At 58.8% G+C, this 20307-nt stretch carries 19 protein-coding genes; 4 read left to right on the top strand and 15 right to left on the bottom strand.

Translation table 11 applies throughout. The annotated features are described in order from the left end of the window. Positions 1–65: 65 nt before the first annotated feature. The 3 genes from AC3I0A_RS19105 to AC3I0A_RS19115 form a co-directional block, all read right to left on the bottom strand. Positions 66–3485 carry a hypothetical protein gene (locus AC3I0A_RS19105; RefSeq protein ID WP_489373817.1) on the bottom strand — a complete coding sequence of 1140 codons (3420 nt, stop codon included), beginning with the start codon at positions 3483–3485 and terminating at the stop codon, positions 66–68. A gap of 187 nt (positions 3486–3672) precedes the next feature. After that, positions 3673–4119 (bottom strand): RES family NAD+ phosphorylase, encoded by a 447-nt coding sequence (locus AC3I0A_RS19110; protein ID WP_489373819.1) that lies wholly within the window; start codon positions 4117–4119, stop codon positions 3673–3675. Continuing rightward, positions 4116–4565 carry an Xre family toxin-antitoxin system antitoxin gene (locus AC3I0A_RS19115; protein ID WP_489373820.1) on the bottom strand — a complete coding sequence of 150 codons (450 nt, stop codon included), beginning with the start codon at positions 4563–4565 and terminating at the stop codon, positions 4116–4118. Before AC3I0A_RS19115 ends, AC3I0A_RS19110 begins: the two co-directional genes overlap by 4 nt. Before the next feature lie 129 nt (positions 4566–4694). Here AC3I0A_RS19115 and AC3I0A_RS19120 point away from each other — a divergent pair, with 129 nt between their 5' ends. Further along, entirely contained in the window at positions 4695–5306 is a 612-nt protein-coding gene (locus AC3I0A_RS19120) for an RES family NAD+ phosphorylase (RefSeq protein ID WP_489378549.1), read from the top strand. A 565-nt stretch (positions 5307–5871) separates the two neighbouring features. Here the strand turns inward: AC3I0A_RS19120 and AC3I0A_RS19125 are convergent. Continuing rightward, entirely contained in the window at positions 5872–9705 is a 3834-nt protein-coding gene (locus AC3I0A_RS19125; protein ID WP_489373821.1) for a hypothetical protein, read from the bottom strand. A 151-nt stretch (positions 9706–9856) separates the two neighbouring features. Here AC3I0A_RS19125 and AC3I0A_RS19130 point away from each other — a divergent pair, with 151 nt between their 5' ends. From AC3I0A_RS19130 to AC3I0A_RS19140, 3 genes are all read left to right on the top strand, one after another. Continuing rightward, a complete protein-coding gene (locus tag AC3I0A_RS19130; protein ID WP_489373822.1) occupies positions 9857–10087 on the top strand; it encodes a DUF6124 family protein in 231 nt (76 codons plus the stop codon). Positions 10088–10218: 131 nt separating this feature from the next. Further along, a complete protein-coding gene (locus AC3I0A_RS19135) occupies positions 10219–10464 on the top strand; it encodes a type II toxin-antitoxin system Phd/YefM family antitoxin (RefSeq protein WP_489373823.1) in 246 nt (81 codons plus the stop codon). Then, positions 10461–10847, top strand: coding sequence for a type II toxin-antitoxin system VapC family toxin (locus AC3I0A_RS19140; RefSeq protein ID WP_489373825.1), 387 nt, complete (start codon positions 10461–10463; stop codon positions 10845–10847). The genes AC3I0A_RS19135 and AC3I0A_RS19140 overlap by 4 nt, the downstream gene beginning before the upstream one ends. A gap of 175 nt (positions 10848–11022) precedes the next feature. On the opposite strand, the gene flhB is transcribed toward AC3I0A_RS19140, so the two are convergent. From flhB to AC3I0A_RS19195, 11 genes are all read right to left on the bottom strand, one after another. Further along, positions 11023–12159, bottom strand: a complete 1137-nt coding sequence (flhB, locus tag AC3I0A_RS19145) for a flagellar biosynthesis protein FlhB (protein ID WP_489373827.1) — start codon at positions 12157–12159, stop codon at positions 11023–11025. Between the two features lie 3 nt (positions 12160–12162). Then, positions 12163–12945 carry a flagellar biosynthetic protein FliR gene (fliR, locus tag AC3I0A_RS19150; RefSeq protein WP_489373828.1) on the bottom strand — a complete coding sequence of 261 codons (783 nt, stop codon included), beginning with the start codon at positions 12943–12945 and terminating at the stop codon, positions 12163–12165. Between the two features lie 3 nt (positions 12946–12948). Further along, positions 12949–13218 carry a flagellar biosynthesis protein FliQ gene (gene fliQ, locus AC3I0A_RS19155; protein WP_047226258.1) on the bottom strand — a complete coding sequence of 90 codons (270 nt, stop codon included), beginning with the start codon at positions 13216–13218 and terminating at the stop codon, positions 12949–12951. A gap of 24 nt (positions 13219–13242) precedes the next feature. After that, on the bottom strand, positions 13243–13992 hold the full coding sequence (gene fliP / locus AC3I0A_RS19160) for a flagellar type III secretion system pore protein FliP (RefSeq protein WP_489373830.1): 750 nt from the start codon (positions 13990–13992) through the stop codon (positions 13243–13245). Next, positions 13992–14426 (bottom strand): flagellar biosynthetic protein FliO, encoded by a 435-nt coding sequence (gene fliO / locus AC3I0A_RS19165; protein ID WP_489373832.1) that lies wholly within the window; start codon positions 14424–14426, stop codon positions 13992–13994. Before fliO ends, fliP begins: the two co-directional genes overlap by 1 nt. After that, positions 14427–14891 carry a flagellar motor switch protein FliN gene (gene fliN / locus AC3I0A_RS19170; protein WP_489373833.1) on the bottom strand — a complete coding sequence of 155 codons (465 nt, stop codon included), beginning with the start codon at positions 14889–14891 and terminating at the stop codon, positions 14427–14429. A 58-nt stretch (positions 14892–14949) separates the two neighbouring features. Next, on the bottom strand, positions 14950–15918 hold the full coding sequence (fliM, locus tag AC3I0A_RS19175) for a flagellar motor switch protein FliM (RefSeq protein WP_489373835.1): 969 nt from the start codon (positions 15916–15918) through the stop codon (positions 14950–14952). A gap of 9 nt (positions 15919–15927) precedes the next feature. Then, a complete protein-coding gene (gene fliL / locus AC3I0A_RS19180; protein WP_489373836.1) occupies positions 15928–16428 on the bottom strand; it encodes a flagellar basal body-associated protein FliL in 501 nt (166 codons plus the stop codon). Between the two features lie 227 nt (positions 16429–16655). Continuing rightward, complete coding sequence (locus AC3I0A_RS19185; RefSeq protein ID WP_489373838.1) at positions 16656–17981, bottom strand: flagellar hook-length control protein FliK; 1326 nt, start codon at positions 17979–17981, stop codon at positions 16656–16658. Positions 17982–18223: 242 nt separating this feature from the next. Beyond that, entirely contained in the window at positions 18224–18568 is a 345-nt protein-coding gene (locus AC3I0A_RS19190; protein WP_489373840.1) for an Hpt domain-containing protein, read from the bottom strand. A 15-nt stretch (positions 18569–18583) separates the two neighbouring features. Continuing rightward, complete coding sequence (locus AC3I0A_RS19195) at positions 18584–20305, bottom strand: ATP-binding SpoIIE family protein phosphatase (protein WP_489373841.1); 1722 nt, start codon at positions 20303–20305, stop codon at positions 18584–18586. Positions 20306–20307 lie beyond the last annotated feature (2 nt).

Genomic DNA, 20307 nt, shown 5'->3' on the forward strand with positions numbered 1-20307 from the left:
GAAGGTTTATTTTTCATGTCGGAAAAATATACCTTCACCTTTTCTGCTCATTTACTTTTTAAGCTTCAGGAAAGTCTTCTTACAATGATGTTATCTATTTGATAGTCATTCCCACCGTCACTGCCAGAGCCACCTCCCCTGTCCTGATGACTCACTATGCGCACTAGCTGACTTCCTGTCTGGGCAACGGTGAAGTTGGCAATCTGTTGATACCATTGGCCTGTCCTGGGGACGCTATAGACAGGAAGAATCTGCTGGCCCAAGGCGGTGCTGACTGAAAAAATCGGCGGCACATTGTTTGCGAGCGGACTAAAGTTTCGAACGCTATAGCTGAATGAATAGGTTCGTCCTGTCATGAACCCAAATGTTTGACTGAACAACACTCCGGCATGCCCCGAATAAGCTGTCGTATCATTATGAAATACTCCCCCCGTAATACGCCCTTGAAAGCCTGCAGGGCCTATTTGCCAGTTACCTGCGGTCCCATCGTTGAAGTCAGTAATGGAGTCCCGCCAGGTGTCAACCTCTACGGTAAACACTCGCGCCGCCGACACCGGATCACTGCCGTACAACGCCTTGGCCGTGATGCTGTGGGTGCTGACGCTCAGCCCCGTCAGCGGCACCGTCCAGTCGCCGCTGGCATTGACGTTGGCCGGCCCCTTGAAAACCGTGCCGTCGAAAATCTCGATCTTCTGGTTCGGGCTCGCCTTGCCGCTCAGCGTGACACTGGTGTCAAAGGTCGTGCCGCCAGCTCCGACCTCGCCTTTGGAGTCTCTGACCGAGGTGATGGTGGGTGCCACCTCCGCCACCACATTCACGCCCCAGGCCGCCGACGCCAGCGATTCCGACTTCGCGACGAAGCTGTGTGCGGCCCGGCTCAACCCGGTGCGGGTCGCGGTCCAGATCCCGCTCGCCGGGACATCGACCGTCTGCGGCAAAGCGCCGTTATCGGTAATGACCACCTTCAGGTTCGGCGTCGCCTTGCCGGTCAGGATCACCGTGGTGTCGACGGTCGTGCCGCCGTTGGCGATATCCCGCAACTTGGAGTCCGTGACCTTGTCGATGCTCGGCTGCACCTCTGCCACCACATTCACGCCCCAGGCCGCCGACGTCAGCGATTCCGACTTCGCGACGAAGCTGTGCGCGGCCCGGCTCAACCCGGTGCGGGTCGCGGTCCAGATCCCGCTCGCCGGGACATCGACCGTCTGCGGCAAAGCGCCGTTATCGGTAATGACCACCTTCAGGTTCGGCGTCGCCTTGCCGGTCAGGATCACCGAGGTGTCGAGGGTCGTGCCGCCGTTGGCAATATCCTGCAACCGAGAGTCCGTGACCTTGTCGATGCTCGGCTGCACCTCTGCCACCACATTCACGTCCCATGCAGGAGATTCCATTCCGGAGCCATAGCTTGCTTTGGCAACAAAGCTGTGCGCGGTCCGGGTCAGCCCGGTGCGGGTCGAGGTCCAAGTCCCTTCGGACCCGACATCGACCGTCTGCGGCAAAGCACCATTATCGGTAATGGCCACTTTCAGATTCGGCATTGCTTTGCCGGTCAGGATCACCGTGGTATCGACGGTCGTGCCGCCGTTGGCGATATCCCGCAGCTGCGAGTCGGTGACCTTGTCGATGGTCGGCTTGACCTCCTTACCCACATACAACTCCAACGCCGCCGAATAACTGTACTTACCCGTAGCCGCACGCAAAAGGGTGTAACGCACCTCGACCTGCTGATCCAGATTCGGCGTAATGAACCGCTCGTCGATGCGAAAATCCACCGGTTTACCGGCGATGATGGTGGTAATCGGTATCCAGTCGCTGGTACTGCCGGCGGCAGTGGGCCCGCGCCAGTAGTAAGTCAGCTCATCGCCTGCCGCTGTCCCCAGGTAACCAATGCGCAAGGTGGCGCCGCCAGATACCCATGCCGGGTCAAGAAAGTCGTCCGGAGCTTCCACCACCTTGGGCGCCGGCAGCTCGGCGCGAATGCGCTCGACGCTGAAGAACGCATGCTCGGACTCACTGACGCCATAGAGCGCCGACTTATCATTGGAGACCCGGTAAAACAGATCGAGCTTGCCGTTTTCGAGCACCTTGATGTGCTCCGCCTCCACGTACAGCGTAATGGTTTGTCCAGCCTCGCCCTCGCTGACAAGGTGCGGTATTTCATGCAGGTACGGCTGGCCATTGGATTTGGTTCCCAGCCAGACCAGATCGATCAGGTCTCCTCCTTTGATGAGGTCGCAAGGCCCGATGTCCACCGTCGCCATGCTCTCGTCAGGTTCCAGCGTATCGCCGATGACTTCGCGAATGCTCGGAGCCGGCAACTGCGAGATTTCACCGACCACATTGGCAAAGGTACGTTTGGATGACAGCGGCGGGCCGCCATCTTTTTTTGTCAACACATAGGAAGCATCCGCCTTGCCCATGGCAATGGCGCGAACATCGGCGTTCGGTACCTCAAGCTCGAGGATGCTCGGGATATTGCCGATGAGTGTTGGCTTGCTACGGTGAATCAACTGTTCGCCCTGAAACGGCGTACCGATCCAGGTCATCACCACCGTATCGCCAATATCGAAATCGTCCGTACGGACATGAATCTGTACCGTGACATTGGCTTTGCCCAATTTGATCAGGTCGATCACCCCATTGATCGACTCCTTGATAATCGGCGGCTCCAGCCGCCAGGCGCCGGCATCAACCAGTACCCTGGTGCTCAAAGAGCGCTTCTGACACCAGTTCCAGACCTCATCGCGCATCTCGTACTCCACCGTCAGCGCGTTACTGTCCCCCCCGGCGAGAATCGCCTCCTGATCGGCGACAATGATGATGGGGTCGCTGCCATCGACCTGTCTCTGGGTGACCATATGAGGAGCAAGACGCACACTGCCCCACCATAGATAAATGACATCGCGCAAATAGATACCTGGATAGGCCGGCACGGTCATCGGCACACCTTTTTCCGCCCATTCGGCGGTGACGCCGTTCTGAATCACATCGTCCGGTAGCACGACCGGCTTGAGCTCAGAATGACCGGGCAGATGAGGAAATTTATCGTACCCGCCCGGCTCGTCGAGCTTGACCAGCAGCCGCAACGGCACCGAAGGGTCATCGGGTGCGGTCGAGCCTTTGCGGGTCAACTGGTAATAAGCTTCCTCGACCCAAACGGGCTTGAGAGGATCGGGTTTGATCGGTTCGGTGGGCAGATAGAAATACAGGCGTTTATCAACTTCATCGGCCCCCACCTCTTTGTGCCAGATCTTCAGTACGCCCCAGTAAATATCGTGCCGATCCCCGGCTTGCATGCCCACGTACGGATCGATGACGCACAGCACGCCGTCGGGATAGTCGCTCACCACAGCAATGTTGATACCGCCGTCGCCATCCACCACGGGCCGGGTCATGCCCGCAATAAACAAAGGCTTGAGCGCGAAAAGTTCAAGGCCGGTGCGGGGTTCGATCAGAGGAAACAGAAGGGAATTGAAAGTGCTCATGGGCGCAGTTCCTGCCTTGGAATGATGGCCATATTTAAGGCGCATCCCCACAGGACTGGCTACTGTCAGAAATAACAGGTCAACAGGTAAAACCGACGGACGGTACTGTGTGAACAGCACTCGGCTACGCAAAAAGTTTGCACCAGAACCCGCAACAATATGCCGAGTCCCTGGCCTGGCGTTCTGCTTACGGTTTCTTAAGCAGGCGATTATCCAGCTTGAAGATCTCGCCGCTCAGAACTGCTCTCGCCGAGTCCGGATGCATGGGGTTGAAGAGGTAATTTTGACTGTGCGGCATGATAGCGCTTGGCACAGGCATCAGGAGTTCTGCAGTGGTCTTGAGGAACGCATCGCCCAGCCCTTTGGTGTGACGAAGGTCGTCAGCCCAGTCAGCCTTGAGTTGTGGCGCGAGGGCAATGCGGACGTCATCAGCGATCTCGACCCTAAGCAGTTGCAGTGTTTCAGGAAAGTCTTCCTGATCCACCTCAAGGTGGACCAGGATTTCAAGCATGGCACCGGCAGGCGTCCCGGCGAGGTAAACGACTGGCCTTCCAGCTGTGTGCCAGCGTCCACTCGCGAGAACGCCACCACGCCCTGTCAGGTCTGCGAACGCGCTTATCCGCCAGAAAATCAAAAGGTAAAGCCTTCTGCCAGCTGGATGAGCATCTCCTCGACCTGTCGGGTACCCTGAATGGTCGATAGCATGGCCATTGGACTTTTCCCCGAGAACCGATCCTTGGGCTTCGACAACCAGCGTTTGGCCTTCTCGTCATTCCCAAACAGAACATCCGCCATGGCGGTGATGTGGGCCGCACGGAATAACCGATCACTCTCATCGACGGTCAGCTTCTGGTCTTTGGCGATACGAGTCTTCAGCGTTTTCAACGGGATGATTTGATCGCGCTCCAAAGGCGTCACATCCCCCTGCTCGCACAGCTTCATCAATCGTCCGGCATCGAAGCCGAACTGGATGATTTCATGGATCTGCAACTCGCTCGCGTCGGTCGGAATCTGCAGGAGCGATTCCAGTCGGATTCGGTACGCGCCATAGGCGGGTTCGCGCATGACTTCGGCTAACATTGAGCACCTCCATTGACTCGGCATTTGCCATGCAGTATCCGGCAAACGCCGACAAGTTGGAAGTGCCGGTGATCCGAGTGGTCCCAGGCTCCAGTACCCCTTGAGTACCAAGTGAAGTAGTTTCCGCCTATTGCTCTGTTTGACGACGTGGCGGACACGGAGGAGTTTGATGTTCTGTATCAGATACAGGCCCTCACGAATCCGCGGCTGCAAAATGAGACAGGTCGCCTTGAGCTGATACCCCGTGCGCAGATTCCCTTTGGCATCCCTGGGTGCTCTTACGCAACAGCGCCTTTCACCCACGTCAACCCGGCGGGTTCGCGTTTCAGCGATGGCAGCTTCGGCGTGTTGTACCTGGCTGCCACGCTGGAAACCGCGCTGGCCGAGGTGCAGTATCACCAGGATCAGTATTGGTCGAAAGTCCGCAACCTCAATTACGAGAGGTTTGTTTTCCGCGGGTTATCCTGCACGTTCGTTGACGAAGCCATGAGGGATGCCGCCTCCATTGCGATGAATGATCCTGTCTACGATCCCGTCGATTACACGCACTCCCATCGCTTGGGGAAGGCAGTCAAGGATGCAGGGTACCCTGGCCTGCGGTACAACTCCGTGCGTCTGCAGGGCAACTACTGCTGGGCGCTGATGACCCCGAGACCCGTCTTATCGGTCATTCAAACAGCCCACTACGAGATGATCTGGAACGGATCGATCACCAGCGTCAATAAAGTCAGCGTTGCTTGACGAGGTGACCGGCTAATGAGTGTCCCCTTTTTCTTGGTTTTGACGATAAGCCCCTGGTGCGCCTTCCGGGCATGAAGCGACAGACCACGATTAATATCGTGGTCTGTCGCTGGTTTTCCCCTGGTTTTCCCGTTGAAACGTCTTGGAAAGTTGTGCGCCATCGAATGAGCAACATCGAATACATCAATTACCTGCGGGATCGGGTACACCCGCAATGAAAGCCGTGCGGTGACCTTTCCTGAGCGCAGCTACACCGTCAAGGCGGTGGTGGAGCTCAAGCCTGAGATCACTTCGGTGCGTTATACACCGAGGTGCTGCCTTGGGCAATCGGGCGGACTTTGTCGGTCAAAAAACGTACTTAGCGTACACTTTCGCACGATCGGGCTTCAAACCCCTATTTCAGTTGCAATTATTGTGAGCCCAAAATTGCGCTGATTGCGAGTCCGACTGTTTTCGAATGCGAGTCGTTACAGGTAATCACTTCCGTTAACACTCTAAAAATCCAAAAACAAAACTCACCCTGCAGCGCAAGGTGAGTTTACCGTAACGTTTCCAGCCACCTCTGTTAACGATGGAATAATCGAATCCTCATATTGCTATCCGCATATTCTTGCTTAAATCTTTGCCATGTGTTGGCATCATTCGGATCGAATACCTCTGCTCTTACAGTAGCGTATGTCATACCCAAAACTCGTTTGTTGTAACTGTTTTGTATGACGATAGATCCGTTTGGACGCGTCAATATGGTGAAACTTGTATAGGCGTTACCTGATGGGGGGGCGCACCAGACGGCTGTCTCGCTCATGTGAAGCGCTGTACCGTCGTATGGGTTTCGGATACCAGTTGATCCGTCGGCTTGTGGGACAAACACAAATGTTAGTCCTCTAGCGCCGTGTAGTAATTCTGGATAGACCTGTTTCACAGCTTCATTCATGTAAAGATATAATGGTTCGGTTCCGGCAAGCTTCGTAAGCACGAATGCGGGGGATGTCGGCCTATTACCATAAACGGCCTTGGCGGTAAAAATGTGTCTACCAACGCTCAGTCCGCTTACTGTGTGTGTCCAGATGCCGCTTGTATTGGCAGTTGATGTACCTTTCAAAGTGGTACCATCAAAAATTTCGACTTGGAGATTTGCAGTGGCCCTGCCGCTCAAGGTTACATTGGAATGCGCGGTGAACGCGTCAAAGTGACGCCGCACGATCTCGTACCCATCCCCATCCTTCACCGAGCTAATGGCCGGCGTGACCGCTGCCGCGACGGTCAAGGTCCACGCTGCCGACGTCTGACCACTCCCATACTTCGCCTTCGCCGTAAAACTGTGCGCGGCCAAAGCCAGCCCTGTGACCGTTTTGCTCCAGTTGCCATTGCCATCAACGGGCGCTGTTCCTTTTGACACTGTGACATCGAAGATCTCCACCTGCTGGCCCTTACTGGCGGTGCCGCTGAGGACAACGGTGGTGTCCACGGTATATCCGCCGTTCGGGATCTCAACGCCTTTGGAGTCCCTCACCGAAGTGATCGCAGGCGTGACGAGTGCAACAACCGTCAAGGTTCGCGCTGTCGACTCCTCCTCGTTGCCATACTTGGCCTTGGCCGTGAAACTGTGCGAGGTCAACGCCAGCCCTGTGACCGTATGGGTCCAGTTGCCACTGGCATCGACAATCGCGGTTCCTTTTGAGGCCGTGCCATCGAAGATTTCCACCTGCTGGTCCTTGCTGGCGGTACCGCTGAGGACAACGGTGGTGTCCGCGGTATATCCGCCGTTCGGGATCTCAACGCCTTTGGAGTCCTTCACCGAGGTGATTACAGGCTTGAGCGCCACCAGCGCCTTGACGATATAGGTCCTCACCGGGAAGGTCACCGCTTCGGCTTCCACCTGACTGCCTCCCAGCGCGGCCTTGAACTCCAGGGTCAGGCTTGAGCCGTCCTTCAACCCTTGCAGCTCGGCCTTGTTGGTTGCGTGGTCATAGCGGCCAGTGGCGATCCAGGTAGGGTTGGTCTGCGCGCCCGGCGGCTGAAACACTGTTTTGCTCCAGGCAGTATTGTCCGCCTTCGTGCCCTGCAGGCGCAGCCACACATACTGACCCAGCGCAATCAGCGGCCAGTTGAGGATCCGGATGACGGCATCTTGGGTAAGACTGGTCACGTCGAATTCCGGACCTTCGCCATTGTTGGCGGCTTCGAGGATGGTGGGTGCACGCAACGCGCTGTCGGGCAGCCGCCCAACCGCCAGGGTCCGAACGCCCGAGGGCAGCGGCTGGTTGGTGCCACGGGTCACGGTGTAACTCACTTCAACGGACTTGCCGAGGTTGAAGGCAAGCACCGAGACCAATAACGGGATCTCCTGCACCCCGACCGTCGCCACCGACCTTGGCTCGGTGGCGTGCGAACCGCCCGTGGGCGTGCCGGCGGCCCCTTTCCAGGTCACGCTGATCTTGTCGCCGATCTGCATCCCCACATAGTTCACCTGGGCCGTGAGACTGGTCAGGGCGGCCATCGGGTCCAGCCTGGTGTCGTTCGGCGCTTCCTTAATGCTTGGAGGGGTCAGGTCCAGCGCTACCCCGACACTGAATTCCAGCGCATTGGAATAGCTGGTTCCGCCGGCCGCCCGATTGATGAGATACGACGCCGACACCGTTCCGCCTTCATTGCCCTTGATCAGTTCCGCCTTGATGCTGAACGGCACCGGTTGGCCAGCGGTGAACGAACTCAGTTTGACCGAGTCGCTGGCCTTGCCGGTTTTGGAGCCCACCCACTCATAGGTCACCTCGTCGTCTTTAACCGTCTGCAGGTACTCCACGGTCAGTGTGGTGCCTGACCGGTCCGGGTCGAGAACGCCGTCGACGACCCCGGCCACTTTCGGCTCGGGCAGTTCCAGGCGCGGTTCGCCGACGTTCAGCGGCGCCAGGTGCAGGGATTCGCGGATGGCGTGGGTGGCGTTGACCTTGTTCAGCGTACCCCGCGCGGCGTCGTCGATCAGCAGCTGGTAATACAGTTCCAGCGTGCCGCCCTTGATCGGTGTGAGGTGTTCGCCCGCGACCGTGATGTACAGCGATTCACCGGCCTCGATATCGCCATTGGTGATCGGCCGCAGCCCGAGGTCGGGCAGGTAGGTGCTGAAGTCCGGCCGGGTGCCGAGCCAGAACAGTTTGAGCGCCTGGCCGGCGGCGAAGGATTTGTCGAAGGGGATTTCGATGCGCGTGCGCGGCAGTTCCGGGTCGATGGCGCCTTGCTGGGCGTCCTCGGCGATCGGCGCCTTGAGGCGCTGGATTTCGCCGATGACCCGGATGAACCGACCCTTGGACAGCAGGTCGGCGCTGCCATCGGCTTTTTTCAGGCGATAGGAAAACACCATCTGGGTCTTGGCCAGTTGCTTGAGCGCGGCGTTGGGCACCTTCAGTTCGGGAATGCTCGGCACATTGCTCAGCGGCTCGCCTGTGATTTCGAGGTCGACCGGCGCGCCCTCCACCGGGGTGCCCTTGACCCTGAGGACGATGATGTCGCCCAGCTTGAAGTTGTTGTCCACCGCCAGGATCTGTACGGTCGCCTCCTTGTCGCCCAGCTTGTCGACGTCGAGTTCATTGTTCACGGCCTCCTTGACGATGGGCGCGGTGAGGCGCGTCTGGTCGACACCGACCACCACCCGCTGCTCGGCGCACCAGTCCTCGGAGCGGTTGTCGACCACGTCGTAGACTTCGAAGGCCACGGCCAGGCCACTGCTGTCCGAGTCGCCAGCGGCGCGGATGGTGGCTTCGTCGATCTGCACGACGATGGGGACCTTCCCATCGACCTGGTCCTGGGTCAGCGGCTCGCTGAGCACGAACCGGCCGCCCCAGGTCACCTGGATCACATCGCCGACGGCCATCTGCGGATAAGCCAGGATGGTGATCGGCACCCCGGCCGCGACGTTGTCCTTGTCGATGCCGCCGTCGAGGATCTCTTTGGGGAGGGTCATGTGCAGTTCGGAATGGCCGGGGGTGTCGCCATTCTGGTCCTGGCCACCGGGCCGGGTGAGCTTGACGAACACCGGCATGACCTCGGAAGGCTCGGGCGTACCGCCCAGGCGGGTGACGCGGTACGACACGTTAACGGCACCGTTGGCGATCCGCGCCGCCGGGATGAACAGTGTCAGCTCGGTGTCCTTCTCCGCCTGATCAACGGTCTCCTGCAGCACCTGATTGCCGTCGCCCCAGAAAATCACCAGCTTGTCGCCCACCCCCATGTTGCCCCAGGGCCCGGCCTGGCATTGCAGGCCGTGGCGCGGAAAGTTGTCTTGCGCGGCGGCCAGGTTGATGCCCCAGGCACCGGAAGGCGTGGGGCCGGTGCGACCGGGGATCTTCAGTTCGCGCAGGAGCAGCACGCTGCTGTCCGCGGAGATGGGGGTTTGGCTGGTCATGTGAGACTCCGGTTGGGGATAGGCTTGACGGAGTTATTCAATGCCAAAGGCGGGAGGGTTGGCTACTGTCAGAAATAACAGGTTGGGGGTGGATTCCGACGGGTGGTAAATGGCGGTAAGGAAATCCTGCCAGGTAAAGCGACCGGGATTCATGACAGTCCCGATTAGCGTGCCTGATGTCTGCTCGGCCGCCACCCTGACCCTGGACCTGTCCGACGACCTCGACGGCAAGGATCGCAACCTCGCCCTGGTCATCCATCAAATGCTCGAACTGGGGTTGCTGCTGATCGAAAAGGTGCTGGACAACGAATATCCAGTGAAGCCGGTGGGGCACAACAACGCTGCCGAGCTGCTACGGACGTTAGAGCCAAAAGAGAGGTAGATATTGGCCGGCACACTCAGCGAAAACATCAGAAGTCGCACCGCAAATCGGCAGGTCACTTGGATTCATGGCTTGCCGTTTTTCTTTACGCGGACCAAACTAACAAGACTTAGTCTGGTCGGGAGTCAATCATGCAGACCGTCAATATCCACGAAGCCAAAACTCACTTGTCACGTCTTATCGAGCAGGCCGCGAAAGGGGAGCCTTTTATTATTGCCAAAGCCGGTAAACCGTTGGTCAAGGTGATGTCACTGACCGCACCGGAATCCAGCCAGGTGAGGCGAGTAGGATTCATGACGGGACAGATCAGCGTGCCGGATGACTTCGATCAAATGGGCAGCACTGAAATCGAACAATTGTTCGGCGGTGAAGCATGAAGCTACTGCTGGACACGCATTTGCTGCTGTGGGCTGCGGGTGATCCTGATCGCTTATCCGTCGCAGCCCGTACATTGATTGAAGCGCCTGAAAATGAGCTGTTCTTCAGCGCCGCCAGCCTATGGGAAATTGCTATCAAGCATGGACTGGGGCGCTCTGATTTTCAGGTGAATGCACGCGTACTGCGTCGTGGGTTACTGGATAACGGTTACAGCGAGCTACCTATCGCCAGCGAGCACGCGGTCGCCGTCGATAGTTTGCCATCGATTCATAAAGACCCTTTCGACCGGATTCTGGTGGCACAAGCCACAGTGGAAGGCATAACCTTGTTGACCGTCGATGCGTTAGTCGCTCAATACCCGGGCCCTGTTCAAATAGTCTGATCGGTATTGATTCGCGGCCAAGCTATGAGGCTTCGTCAGATAGACCCGGTTATCGTTCATCGCGAGCAGGCTCGCTCCCACATTAGATCTTCAGTGGACAAGCATTTGTGTTCAAAGCAGATCCACTGTGGGAGCGAGCCTGCTCGCGATGGGGCCGGAACTAACACTGCAACTATCACGAATCTCGCCGCAAATCCGGCGGAATCGGCAGGTCCTTGAGCGGATCAGGCCGTTTGCCCTTGCCCGCCCGGTGCTGACGGATCTGGTAGACGTAGGCCAGTACCTGAGCCACCGCCAGATACAATCCCGCCGGGATTTCCTGATCCAGCTCGGTGGAGTAGTAGATCGAACGCGCCAGGGCCGGCGACTCCAGCAACAGGACTTCGTTGGCCACGGCGATTTCACGAATCTTCAAGGCCAGGAAATCACTGCCCTTGGCCAGCAGCACCGGCGCACTGCCCTTCTCCGGGTCGTACTTGAGGGCGACGGCGTAGTGAGTCGGGTTGGTGATGACCACGTCCGCCTCGGGAATCGCCGCCATCATGCGCCGCTGGGACATCTCGCGCTGCAGCTGACGAATCCGCTGCTTGACCTCCGGCCGGCCTTCCTGATCCTTGTGCTCGTCGCGGATTTCCTGCTTGGTCATCAGCAGCTTCTTATGGCTTTGGTAGAGCTGCACCGGCACATCCACCGCCGCAATCACCAGCAACCCGCAGGCAATCCACAAGGTGCTCCAGCCGACCAATTGCACGCTGTGGATGATCGCTTGCTCAAGCGGCTCATGGGCGATACGCCGCAGGTCATCGATATCCGAGGACAACACCGACAGCGCCACACACAGCACGATCAGAAACTTCGCAAAGGCCTTGAGCAACTCGATCAGCGCGGTGCTGGAAAACATCCGCTTGAGCCCACTGGCCGGATTCATCCGGCTGAATTTCGGCGCCAGGCTACTCCCCGCGAACAACCAGCCCCCCAGGGATATCGGCCCCAGAACCGCCGCAATCAACAGGACCGCCAGTATCGGCTGGGTCGCGATTAGCGCAATCTTCCCGGAGTGCAGCAGATACTGAACCATGGCGTCGGTATTAAGCAGCACCTCGCGGGGCAGGGAGAAATTCAGGCGCATGATTTCCAGCAGGTCTATCGCCAATGCCCCGCCGAACACCAGCAGCGCACCCGCTCCCGCCAACATCACCGCCAGGGTGTTGAGCTCTTTGGATCGGGCCACCTCGCCCTTTTCCCGAGAGTCCTGCTTGCGCTTCTCCGTGGGCTCTTCTGTTTTGTCCTGACCGCTCTCGCTTTCTGCCATGGCTCAGCGCGCCTTTGCCAGTTCGCGTAAAAACTGCAAGGCCTCGGTGGCCAGCGGCTGATACTGAGTGAGAATGTCCGCCAGGCCGATCCAGAAAATCACCATGCCGAGTACCAGCGTCAGCGGAAAGCCGATAGAGAAGATGTTCAGCTGTGGCGCCGCCCGGGTCATGATGCCGAAGGCAATATTAACCACCAGCAACGCCGTGATCACCGGGAGTACCAAGAGCATGGCCGCGCCAAGCACCCAACCGAGCTTTCCCGCCAACTCCCGGAAATGATTGACCAGCATCGCGCTGCCCACCGGCATCGTAGTGAAGCTTTCAGTCAGGACTTCAAACACCACCAGATGGCCATTCATCGCCAGAAACAGCAGCGTCACCAGCATCGTCAGGAATTGCCCGATCACCGCTGTCGATACGCCGTTGGTGGGGTCGACCATGGACGCGAAGCCCATGCCCATCTGAATCGAGATGATCTGGCCGGCCACGACAAAGGCCTGGAAAAACAACTGCAAGGAGAACCCCAACAGTGCCCCGATAATGATCTGCTCGGCGATCAGCAACAGCGCACTGAGGTCCAGCGCATTCACCTGCGGCATCGGCGGCAATCCCGGCATGACCGCCATGGTGATCGCCAGGGCGAAGTACAGACGAACACGCGTGGGTACCAGTGTCGTGCCGAAGATCGGCATGGTCATCAGCACCGCGGTGATACGAAACAGCGGCAACATGAAGGTCGCCACCCAGGTGCTGATCTGCGTGTCCGTCAGCGCAAGCATCGACATGGTTTAGCCGATCAACTGCGGAATACTGCCGTACAACTGCAGGATGTATTCCATGAAGGTCTGCACCAGCCAGGGCCCGGCGACGATCAGCGTGACCAGCATCACCAGCAGGCGCGGCAGGAAGCTCAAGGTCTGTTCGTTGATTTGCGTGGCGGCCTGAAACATCGCCACCAGCAAACCCACCAGCAAACTCGGAATAACCAGCACGGCGACCATCATGGTCGTCAGCCAGAGCGCTTCACGGAACAGGTCTACTGCGACTTCAGGAGTCATAACGGGCTACCTGCCAACAAGGTTTCAAACGCCACCGAAACTGCCCGCCAATGTCCCGACAATCAACGCCCAGCCATCCACCAGCACGAACAACATGATCTTGAACGGCAGGGAAATGATCAGCGGCGAGAGCATCATCATGCCCATGGCCATCAGCACACTGGCCACGACCAGGTCGATGATCAGGAACGGAATGAAGATCATGAAACCGATCTGGAACGCGGTTTTCAGCTCGGAAATAACGAAAGCCGGAACCAGAATGGTCAACGGCGCCTGATCCGGGGTGGCGATGTCGGTGCGCTTGGACAAGCGCATGAACAACTCCAGATCACTGCTGCGGGTCTGCGCCAGCATGAAGTCCTTGATCGGTACTTGCGCCCTGGCCACCGCGTCCTGAGCCGTGAGCTTTTCCGCCAGATATGGCTGCAAGGCGTCCTGATTCACCCGATCGAAAACCGGTGCCATGATGAACATGGTCAGAAACAGTGCCATGCCGGTGAGGATCTGGTTCGACGGCGTCTGCTGCAAGCCCAGGGCCTGACGCAGAATCGAGAACACGATGATGATCCGGGTGAAGCTGGTCATCAGCATGACGAACGCCGGAATGAAACTCAGCGCCGTCATGATCAGCAAAATCTGCAGGCTGACCGAGTATTCCTGCGCCCCTTCGGCGTTGGTGCCCAGGGTAATCGCCGGGATCGACAACGGATCGGCGGCGAACGCCAGCGGCGCCGCCAACATCAGGAGCAGCGTGAACATGATGCGCAAGGGCATTACTTCCTATCCTTCTGATCCTTACCCAGCAGCTCCATCAGGCGCTGGGCAAACTCGGGTGTCGCTTTCTCGGCGCCGGGCACGTGCACCGGCTCCTTGAGCACATGCAATGCGCTGATGGTGCCCGGCGTCAGCCCCAGCAGAATCTGCTCGTTGCCAACCTGTACCAACACCAGACGATCCCGCGGTCCGAGGGCACGCGAGCCGATCAGTTCGATCACCTGCCCTTGGCCGGCAGATCCTGCCCGCTGAACCCGACGCAACAGCCAGGCGAGGAAAAAGATCAGGCCCAGTACCAGCAGCAAACCCAACACCAACTGCGTCAGTTGCCCGGCAACACTGCTGCCGGCGACCGGCGCCGCAGCCTGGGCCAGCGGTTCGGCCGCCAGCACGCTGAACGGCAAGGCCAGCAATACGCCGAGAAACTTCTTCACTTAGCGCAGCTTCTTGATGCGTTCGCTGGGGCTGATCACGTCTGTCAGGCGAATGCCGAACTTCTCGTTGACCACCACGACTTCGCCGTGAGCGATCAGCGTGCCGTTGACCAGCACATCCAGTGGCTCACCCGCCAGACGATCGAGCTCGATCACCGACCCCTGGTTCAACTGCAGCAGGTTACGGATATTGATTTCGGTGCTGCCGACTTCCATGGAAATCGATACCGGAATATCCAGAATCACATCCAGGTTCGGACCGTCGAGAGTGACCTGTTCGTTATTCTTCGGCACGCTGCCGAACTCTTCCATCGGCAAACGGTTGGACGCCCCGGACGTTCCCGCATCGGCGGCCAGCAAGGCATCGATATCGTCCTGGCTGGCATCACCGGATTCCCCCAGCGCGGCAGCCCACTCATCAGCCAAGGCCTGATCTTCCGCGGAAATTACATCGTCATTAGCCATCAGTTGTCCTCGGCGGGCAAAAAATCATTTAACAAAAGCGAATAGGTTCGAGCACCGCTTAACGGCGCACGATCGGCTCAACCACTTGCAACGCCAGATTGCCCTTGTGGGAGCCCAGCTTGACCTTGAAGGCCGGCACGCCATTGGCGCGCATGATCAATTCTTCCGGCAGTTCCACCGGGATCACATCACCCGGCTGCATGTGCAGGATGTCCCGCAGACGCAGCTGACGACGCGCGACCGTGGCGCTCAGCGGCACATCGACGTCCAGCACATCCTGGCGCAAGGCATTGACCCAACGTTCATCCTGGTCATCGAGGTCCGACTGAAAGCCGGCATCGAGCATTTCCCGGACCGGCTCGATCATCGAGTACGGCATGGTCACGTGCAGATCGCCGCCACCGCCATCGAGTTCGATGTGGAAGGTCGAGACCACCACGGCCTCGCTCGGCCCGACGATGTTGGCCATGGCCGGGTTCACTTCCGAGTTGATGTACTCGAAGTTCACTTCCATGATCGCCTGCCAGGCTTCCTTCAAATCGATGAAGGCCTGCTCCAGCACCATGCGCACTACGCGCAACTCGGTGGGGGTGAATTCACGACCTTCGATCTTCGCGTGACGACCGTCACCGCCAAAGAAGTTATCCACCAGTTTGAACACCAGCTTGGCGTCGAGGATGAACAACGCGGTGCCGCGCAACGGCTTGATCTTGACCAGATTGAGACTGGTCGGCACATACAGCGAATGCACGTATTCGCCGAACTTCATGACCTGTACACCACCGACGGCAACGTCCGCCGAACGACGCAGCATGTTGAACATGCTGATGCGGGTGTAGCGGGCAAAACGCTCGTTGATCATTTCCAGAGTCGGCATGCGTCCACGGACGATGCGATCCTGGCTGGTCAGGTCATAGCTTTTGACGCTACCGGGCTCGGCAGCGTTGTCGGTCTGTACCAGACCGTCGTCGACACCATGCAACAGCGCATCGATCTCATCCTGGGACAGCAGGTCCTGCACGGCCATGTCGTGTTCCTACTGCAGTACGAAGTTAGTAAAGAGCAACTGCTCGACCACCACTTTGCCCACTTCTTTCTGCGCCACTTCCTGCACGCTGGCAGTCGCCTTCTGGCGCAGCATTTCCTGGCCGACCGGAGTCGCCAGGGTGTCGAAGCTTTGCCCGGAGAAGAGCATGACCAGGTTGTTGCGGATCACCGGCATGTGGACTTTCAGCGCATCCAGATCGGCCTGACTACGCGCAAGCAGGGTGATGCTCACCTGCATATAGCGCTGCCGACCGTTCTGGTTGAAGTTGGCCACGAAGGCTGGAGCCATTGGCTCGAAAATCGCTGGCTGCTTGCCGACAGGGGCGGTTTCAGCCGCGGCGGCAGGCTTGCTCTGGGCGCTGTGCATGAAGAACCAGGTCGCCCCCACGGACAAGCCGATCGCCAGCAGCAGGGCCACCACGATCACAATGATCAGCTTGAGTTTGCCTTTGGTTGCGGGGTCTTTTACTGCTGCTTCGCTCTTCGCCATGCCAATAATCCGTCACTATTCGGGTTTTCACAGTCGCACGGCAAGGCAAGAGCAAGTGTTATGCCAGAGTTGTCAGGGAAAGAGAGAAGGAACTGATTCAGTACACAGCTTTGGTGACTGCGCGGACGCCTTCGCGGGCAAGCCCGCTCCCACAGGTATCGCGGTGTTCTTGTGGGAAGGGCCGGGCGACGTTCGCTTGCCCGCGAATCTTTGGCTGCCGCTATCTGTCAGGCGTAATAGTCGACCGCACTGGAGCCGATCACACTGGTAGTGCTCGCGGCGACTTCAGCCACGCTCATCGGCAGATCGTCATCTCCCGAATCCAGGCGACCGCCATTGCCAGCGCTGCGATTTTGCCCCTGCTGAGCCTGTTCCTGCCCCTGCCAGCCACGGGATTGATCGGAGACGTTAACGTCGACCTGGCCCATACCCTGTTGGGTAAACATGTCGCGCAACCGGAACATCTGCCCTTCCAGCGCTTCACGCACGGCGGGGTGAGCACTCATGAAGGTCACTTGAGTCTGCTGGTCCGCCGCCATGTTCACGCGAATATCCAGACGTCCCAACTCAGCCGGCTGCAGCTGAATATCGGCGGATTTGAGATTGGCACTGGACAGGTACATGACCCGATTGACCACCTCTTCGGTCCAGCCACTCTGATGCATGGCCAGCGGCTGATTCACCGGCAGCGCATTGGCGGTCTTGGGCGTTGCCGCCTGGGTCAGCGCTGCCAGGCGGTTGGCGAAGTCATCGACACGGGTATCGCTGGAGGCATTTTTCAGGTCTTTCAGACCATCATCGATCAAGCCGCTGAACGCCGCGTCACTGCCCTGGCCGGTGCTGTCTTTATCCGCCTCCAGGTCGACCATGGCCGCCATGCCGTTGGCAAAGTTTTGCGCAGGAGGAAGCGGTGACTCAGCCGGTGCAGCTTTGCTCTGGGCCTGACTGGAAGCCGAAACATGCCCGCTTTGCTCAAGGGCCAGCCGCAGTGCGGGTAGCGCATCGAGCGGATCGGCCTCGGGGTCAAAATCGGGTTCTGTCATCGCCGCCTGGGCAGACGCAGCGGCGGCGAGCGTAGCTTCAATCTGCGGCTGTACCGCAGCAACCACGGGAGACGTTTCGGGCACAGCTGTCGGCACGACCGGCTGCAGCGCCTGCATCGATGCCGGGTCCAGCGTCGGCTCGACGGGAACAGTATCGGCCACCGGAGTATCGGTTACCGGCGCATCGTCACTGGCGACCTTATCGTCCGTGTCGCTCGCTTTATCGGCAGGCAAGGATTTGCCGCTATCGGCAACTGCCGGCTCCGGGGCGGCAGCGTTATCACTGATCGCATCCTTCTTGTCGGCGTTATCCGCGACCTTGTCGCGCATTGCCTTGGCTGACCCCTCACCTGGCGTGACAGGCTTGCTCTGCGACTCTTTGGCGTAGACCTGGGCAAAGCTTGACGCCTTGTCTGCAGGCCCGGCAGCGACCGCCGGGGCATTGGCGCTGGCGGCTTGAGTCTTGGCCTTCGACGCGGCCTGAAGAAGCATATTCGGGGTAAGGGGCATAAACGGTCTCCGCTGCACTGGGATCGTAGGTACAGTTGGAAGACTGTATTGCAAGGGTCGAGCCAGATGGCTTCGCCAAAATCAAAAACGTCGGTTGAGCCGATATGCCCGTGGGAGCGGGCTTGCCCGCGAAGCTTTTGGCGGCTTTGAGGACCTCTTCGCGGGCAAGCCCGCTCCCACAGTGCGATTCGTAGCAGCTGGCGAAGGCAGCTGCTACGGGGAATGTGCAGCGCCATGGCTTTTCAGCATTGGGAACGCTTGCGCTCTTCCTCGTACAGAGGGCGTACGATGGCCAGCTCACCGTCAATCTCTGCTACCAGTGTTTCGATACCACCAAGCGACAGCTCTTTGGCTCGCTGCTCGAGTTGATGGCAAAGCTCGGCGAGACGGATAGCGCCCATGTTGCTGCTACTACCTTTGAAACTATGGGCGGTGGCGATGAGCTGGTTTGCATCTTCGGCTTTGTGCAACTGCCGCAAACGCTCTTCCGAATCCGCAAGAAAGGTCTCCAGCAACACCGGATACCCATCCTCCATGACTTCCTGCAATGTGCTCAGCACATCGCGATCCAGATGAATCTCAGCCACTTGCTCGCTCCTTGATCAAGAATTCGCGGATTTTGCCAGAGCCTCCCAGGAAAACTCCACGCGGGCACTGCGGCCATCGTCGGACCAACTGGCGCTGTGGCTCAACTGGCGAATCAGGCTGACGCCACGCCCTGACAACTTGCCGGCATCGACGGGCCTGGCCATGACTCGCCGCACATCAAAGCCGGCGCCACTGTCCTCCACCCGAACCACCAGACATCCACCCTTGCCTCGCGGCTCGACCTGCAAATGTACCCGCACATAGCCGTCTTCGAGCTCGGTCAGGCGCGCATTGCGCTGCTGATAGAACTGCGAGAACCCTTGGGCATCGCGCTTGAGGCTTGAATCCAGCCCCAGCACGCCGTGCTCCAGAGCATTGGAATAGAGCTCGGCCATCACCGTGTAGAGCGCTCCGCTTTGCGCCCGCAGACCATGCACTTCAAGCAATAATTGCAGCAAGTAGGGCAGTGGGTTGTAACACTTGAGCGTGGCCGCGCGAAACTCGAAACTCACCGACCAATCCACAGGACTGGACTGGCCACTGCCGGAGAAAACCATCATCGGCGGATTCAGCTGTGCCGCTTGGGGCAGGCTCACCTCGACCATACTGACGTCGTCGCGCGCCTCACCGCGAAAATCCTTCAGGGCCTGCTCGATCTCCTCGAACAGCTTATCCGGCTGGTGATTGGCATCGAACACCCGTTCCAATCGCTCGACGCCAAACAATTGCTCATTGGCATCACAGGTATCGATCACGCCATCCGACAGCAGGATAATCCGGTCTCCGAGGGCCATGGGAAAGACCTCGGTCCGGTCATCGAACGCCTGAGCACCCAATACACCCAAAGGCAAATGCCGCGACAGCAACGGCGTATGTTCGCCCGTTGCGATGCAATGCAGATAGCCATCCGGCATCCCGCCATTCCAGACCTCTACGGCCCGGCGCTGAAAACTCAGGCAAAGCATGGTCGCGCAGCAAAACATATCGACCGGCAGGATGCGCTTGAGCTTGGCATTCATCTCGCGCAGGGTTTCCGACAGGCCAAAGCCCTTGGCCGTCATGCCATAGAAAATCTCCGCCAACGGCATGGCACCCACCGCTGCCGGCAAACCGTGGCCGGTAAAATCGCCCAGCAGCACGTGCATATCGCCGACGGGTGTAAACGCTGCCAGCAACAAATCGCCGTTGAACAAGGCATAAGGCGATTGCAGGTAGCGGATATTCGGCGCGCTCAGGCAGCCGGAATGCGCCACCTTGTCGAATACCGCCTTGGCGACCCGCTGCTCGTTGAGCAAGTAGTCATGGTGCCGGGCAATCTGATCGCGCTGCTCCAGCACCGTCGCCTGCAAGCGCCGTAAACGGTCCATCGCCTTGATCTTGGCCGCCAGGATCACCTGGTTATAGGGTTTTGCCAAAAAATCGTCGCCGCCTGCTTCCAGGCAGCGAGCCAGGGCTTCGCTTTGCGTCAGCGAGGTCAGAAAGATAATCGGCACCAGCGTTTCGCCAGCCAATCGCTTGATCTGCCGCGCCGCCTCGAAACCGTCCATCACCGGCATCATGGCGTCCATCAACACCAGCTGCGGGCGCTGACGCTCGAACACCGCCACCGCCTCGGCACCGTTGCTGGCCGTCAGTACCTCATGACCCTGGCGACGGACGATAGTCGACAGCAGCATGCGATCGGCTGCACTGTCTTCGGCGATCAATACCGTCAGCGCTTCGAACACCGACTGCATGG

It is taken from the genome of Pseudomonas sp. KH_024_B2 (genome assembly GCF_057839965.1).

What these genes read in the sequence shown, in the direction of transcription:
- AC3I0A_RS19105 (WP_489373817.1), bottom strand. Translation starts at nt 3,485, where the DNA reads ATGAGCACTTTCAATTCCCTTCTGTTTCCTCTGATCGAACCCCGCACC.
- AC3I0A_RS19115 (WP_489373820.1), bottom strand. Translation starts at nt 4,565, where the DNA reads ATGTTAGCCGAAGTCATGCGCGAACCCGCCTATGGCGCGTACCGAATC.
- AC3I0A_RS19125 (WP_489373821.1), bottom strand. Translation starts at nt 9,705, where the DNA reads ATGACCAGCCAAACCCCCATCTCCGCGGACAGCAGCGTGCTGCTCCTG.
- AC3I0A_RS19130 (WP_489373822.1), top strand. Translation starts at nt 9,857, where the DNA reads ATGACAGTCCCGATTAGCGTGCCTGATGTCTGCTCGGCCGCCACCCTG.
- AC3I0A_RS19135 (WP_489373823.1), top strand. Translation starts at nt 10,219, where the DNA reads ATGCAGACCGTCAATATCCACGAAGCCAAAACTCACTTGTCACGTCTT.
- AC3I0A_RS19140 (WP_489373825.1), top strand. Translation starts at nt 10,461, where the DNA reads ATGAAGCTACTGCTGGACACGCATTTGCTGCTGTGGGCTGCGGGTGAT.
- flhB (WP_489373827.1), bottom strand. Translation starts at nt 12,159, where the DNA reads ATGGCAGAAAGCGAGAGCGGTCAGGACAAAACAGAAGAGCCCACGGAG.
- fliR (WP_489373828.1), bottom strand. Translation starts at nt 12,945, where the DNA reads ATGTCGATGCTTGCGCTGACGGACACGCAGATCAGCACCTGGGTGGCG.
- fliQ (WP_047226258.1), bottom strand. Translation starts at nt 13,218, where the DNA reads ATGACTCCTGAAGTCGCAGTAGACCTGTTCCGTGAAGCGCTCTGGCTG.
- fliP (WP_489373830.1), bottom strand. Translation starts at nt 13,992, where the DNA reads ATGCCCTTGCGCATCATGTTCACGCTGCTCCTGATGTTGGCGGCGCCG.
- fliN (WP_489373833.1), bottom strand. Translation starts at nt 14,891, where the DNA reads ATGGCTAATGACGATGTAATTTCCGCGGAAGATCAGGCCTTGGCTGAT.
- fliM (WP_489373835.1), bottom strand. Translation starts at nt 15,918, where the DNA reads ATGGCCGTGCAGGACCTGCTGTCCCAGGATGAGATCGATGCGCTGTTG.
- fliL (WP_489373836.1), bottom strand. Translation starts at nt 16,428, where the DNA reads ATGGCGAAGAGCGAAGCAGCAGTAAAAGACCCCGCAACCAAAGGCAAA.
- AC3I0A_RS19185 (WP_489373838.1), bottom strand. Translation starts at nt 17,981, where the DNA reads ATGCCCCTTACCCCGAATATGCTTCTTCAGGCCGCGTCGAAGGCCAAG.
- AC3I0A_RS19195 (WP_489373841.1), bottom strand. Translation starts at nt 20,305, where the DNA reads ATGCAGTCGGTGTTCGAAGCGCTGACGGTATTGATCGCCGAAGACAGT.